Raw genomic sequence first — 3,612 nt, 5'->3', positions numbered from 1 at the left:
GTGTTCGGCGGTGTCCTACTCTCCCACACCCTGTCGAGTGCAGTACCATCGGCGCTGAAGGGCTTAGCTTCCGGGTTCGGAATGGGACCGGGCGTTTCCCCTTCGCTATGACCGCCGTAACTCTATGAAACTGTCACAGTAACCAACCCTGAACCAGATCCTCCACACACCCACCAACCCCGCAAAAGAGGTTGATCGATGATGGATGATCGAAATCAAGGTATCTGTGTGTTGTTTCAGATACCGCACAGTGGACGCGTAGCTTCTTTGTGGTAAGTCCTCGGCCTATTAGTACCAGTCACCTACATCCGTTACCGGACTTCCAGTTCTGGCCTATCAACCCGGTGGTCTGCCGGGGGCCTTACCCCCTTCAAGGGGTGAGAAACCTCATCTTGGAACAGGCTTCCCGCTTAGATGCTTTCAGCGGTTATCCCTTCCGAACGTAGCTAACCAGCAGTGCTCCTGGCGGAACAACTGGCACACCAGAGGTTCGTCCGTCCCGGTCCTCTCGTACTAGGGACAGCCTTCCTCAAGTTTCTTACGCGCGCGGCGGATAGAGACCGAACTGTCTCACGACGTTCTAAACCCAGCTCGCGTGCCGCTTTAATGGGCGAACAGCCCAACCCTTGGGACCTACTCCAGCCCCAGGATGCGACGAGCCGACATCGAGGTGCCAAACCATCCCGTCGATATGGACTCTTGGGGAAGATCAGCCTGTTATCCCCGGGGTACCTTTTATCCGTTGAGCGACACCGCTTCCACTTGCCGGTGCCGGATCACTAGTCCCGACTTTCGTCCCTGCTCGACCTGTCAGTCTCACAGTCAAGCTCCCTTGTGCACTTGCACTCGACACCTGATTGCCAACCAGGCTGAGGGAACCTTTGGGCGCCTCCGTTACATTTTGGGAGGCAACCGCCCCAGTTAAACTACCCACCAGGCACTGTCCCTGAACCAGATCATGGTCCGAGGTTAGAGGTCCAATTCGATCAGAGTGGTATTTCAACAGCGACTCCACAGTAACTGGCGTCACCGCTTCACAGTCTCCCACCTATCCTACACAAACCGAACCGAACACCAATACCAAGCTGTAGTGAAGGTCCCGGGGTCTTTTCGTCCTGCCGCGCGTAACGAGCATCTTTACTCGTAATGCAATTTCGCCGAGTCTACGGTTGAGACAGCTGAGAAGTCGTTACGCCATTCGTGCAGGTCGGAACTTACCCGACAAGGAATTTCGCTACCTTAGGATGGTTATAGTTACCACCGCCGTTTACTGGGGCTTAAATTCTCAGCTTCGCCACCGAAGTGACTAACCGGTCCTCTTAACCTTCCAGCACCGGGCAGGCGTCAGTCCGTATACATCGTCTTACGACTTCGCACGGACCTGTGTTTTTAGTAAACAGTCGCTTCTCACTGGTCTCTGCGGCCCCACCCAGCTCAGGAAGCAAGTTCCGTCACCAAACAGGGCCCCCCTTCTCCCGAAGTTACGGGGGCATTTTGCCGAGTTCCTTAACCATAGTTATCTCGATCGCCTTAGTATTCTCTACCTGACCACCTGTGTCGGTTTGGGGTACGGGCCGTGTGAAAGCTCGCTAGAGGCTTTTCTCGGCAGCATAGGATCACTGAATTCGCCTCAATCGGCTACGCATCACGTCTCAGGCTATATGTGACCCGGATTTGCCTAGGTCACGCCCTACACGCTTACACCAGTATTACCACTGACTGGCTCAGCTACCTTCCTGCGTCACCCCATCGCTTGACTACTACCAGGAAAGGTCCCGTGCATCCACCAACTCGAGACCCGAAGGTCTTCTCGTGGCTTCAGGACAGTTAGTACTCCTGATTCATCATGGGCGCGTTCACACGGGTACGGGAATATCAACCCGTTGTCCATCGGCTACGCCTGTCGGCCTCGTCTTAGGTCCCGACTCACCCTGGGCGGATTAACCTGGCCCAGGAACCCTTGGTCATTCGGCGGACGAGTTTCTCACTCGTCTTTCGCTACTCATGCCTGCATTCTCACTCGTGTGGCCTCCACGGCTAGGTCACCCTGCCGCTTCCATGGCCACACGACGCTCCCCTACCCATCCACACACCTGCCAGAAAACCCTTAGGTCCAATGGGGGCTATTGCGTGAATGCCGCAGCTTCGGTGGTGTACTTGAGCCCCGCTACATTGTCGGCGCAGGATCACTTGACCAGTGAGCTATTACGCACTCTTTCAAGGGTGGCTGCTTCTAAGCCAACCTCCTGGTTGTCTTCGCGACCCCACATCCTTTTCCACTTAGTACACGCTTAGGGACCTTAGCTGGCGATCTGGGCTGTTTCCCTCTCGACTACGAACCTTATCGCCCGCAGTCTCACTGCCGCGCTCTCACTCACCGGCATTCGGAGTTTGGCTGATTTCGGTAAGCTTGTAGGCCCCCTAGACCATCCAGTAGCTCTACCTCCGGTGAGAAACACGCGACGCTGCACCTAAATGCATTTCGGGGAGAACCAGCTATCACGGAGTTTGATTGGCCTTTCACCCCTACCCACAACTCATCCCCTCAGTTTTCAACCTAAGTGGGTTCGGTCCTCCACGACGTCTTACCGTCGCTTCAACCTGGCCATGGGTAGATCACTCCGCTTCGGGTCTAGAGCATGCCACTGAATCGCCCTATTCAGACTCGCTTTCGCTACGGCTACCCCACACGGGTTAACCTCGCGACATGCCACTAACTCGCAGGCTCATTCTTCAAAAGGCACGCCATCACCCCCAGCAGCAAGCTGCTCAAAGGCTCTGACGGATTGTAAGCGCACGGTTTCAGGTACTATTTCACTCCCCTCCCGGGGTACTTTTCACCTTTCCCTCACGGTACTAGTCCGCTATCGGTCACCAGGGAGTATTCAGGCTTATCGGGTGGTCCCGACAGATTCACACCAGATTTCACGGGCCCGGTGCTACTTGGGTTTCCATTACAACAGTCACAAAGTTTTCGTGTACGGGATTCTCACCCTCTACGACGGGCCGTTCCAGACCACTTCCACTAACCCCATGATTTTTTACTGTTGGCCAACACGGCAGTATTGACAAAATGAACCCCACAACCCCACGAATGCAACACCTGCCGGCTATCACACACCCATGGTTTAGCCTCTTCCGCTTTCGCTCGCCACTACTCACGGAATCACGGTTGTTTTCTCTTCCTGTGGGTACTGAGATGTTTCACTTCCCCACGTTCCCTCCACACGCCCTATATATTCAGGCGTGGGTAACACGACATCACTCGTGCTGGGTTTCCCCATTCGGAAATCCTCGGATCACAGCTCGGTTGACAGCTCCCCGAGGCTTATCGCAGCCTCCTACGTCCTTCATCGGCTCCTGGTGCCAAGGCATCCACCGTACGCTCTTCATTACTTACAACAAAGATGCTCGCGTCCACTGTGCAGTTCTCAAACAACACACAAACAACCACCTCACGCAGACACCAACAAAAACATTCTCACGAATAATTCTTGCGGTATGACCTGCAGCAGTCATTTGTCGTTACTTCCTAGAGAGGAAACACTCACGTGTTCTCTCAGGACCCAACAGTATGTCGATATATTGCACTCGCCGGCAGATCATGTGATC

2 rRNA genes are annotated in these 3,612 nt (G+C 54.6%); both read right to left on the bottom strand.

Annotated features, from left to right (window positions below):
- Window positions 1-2: 2 nt before the first annotated feature.
- Window positions 3-119 (bottom strand): 5S ribosomal RNA (rrf, locus tag MTX36_RS29325).
- Window positions 120-268: 149 nt separating this feature from the next.
- Window positions 269-3,402, bottom strand: a 23S ribosomal RNA gene (locus tag MTX36_RS29320).
- Between the last annotated feature and the right edge of the window lie 210 nt (window positions 3,403-3,612).

The sequence above is a fragment of the Rhodococcus sp. ARC_M6 genome, from assembly GCF_022810305.1.
Lineage (GTDB): Bacteria > Actinomycetota > Actinomycetes > Mycobacteriales > Mycobacteriaceae > Rhodococcus_F.
The sequence above is the reverse complement of the archived record's forward strand: the minus strand, read 5'-3'. Positions and strand labels throughout refer to the sequence as shown.